The sequence below is a fragment of the Bacillus cereus group sp. N21 genome, assembly GCF_016483395.1.
Lineage (GTDB): Bacteria > Bacillota > Bacilli > Bacillales > Bacillaceae_G > Bacillus_A > Bacillus_A pseudomycoides.
This window is the reverse complement of the sequence record NZ_JAEHBX010000402.1, coordinates 1-247: the sequence shown is the minus strand read 5'-3', so window position 1 is coordinate 247 and position 247 is coordinate 1. Positions and strand designations below refer to the sequence as shown.

Here is a 247-nt window from a genome sequence, read left to right as displayed (position 1 = left end):
CTTCACTTGTACCTTTAGCTTCATTTACTTTCTCAACAGGTACTTTTTTAGTTTTATTTACAACCTTAGTAGCGTCAGCAGTCATCTTTACACCCTTACCAACTTTCGAAATTTTTCCAATTGGGGTAAGACCAGCTACTACCATCCCACCAGCTAAAAATCGGTCCAAAGTAGACAGTTTTTCTCCAGATGATGGATCAACACCATCCCAAGCCCGACGAATATCATATTCACCACTTATTTCACC

Annotated in this window: 1 protein-coding gene; it reads right to left on the bottom strand. The window is 39.7% G+C overall.

The annotated features are described in order from the left end of the window. The coding region (locus JDS96_RS31390; protein ID WP_199669182.1) for a pre-toxin TG domain-containing protein at positions 1-247 on the bottom strand (247 nt) is incomplete at both ends.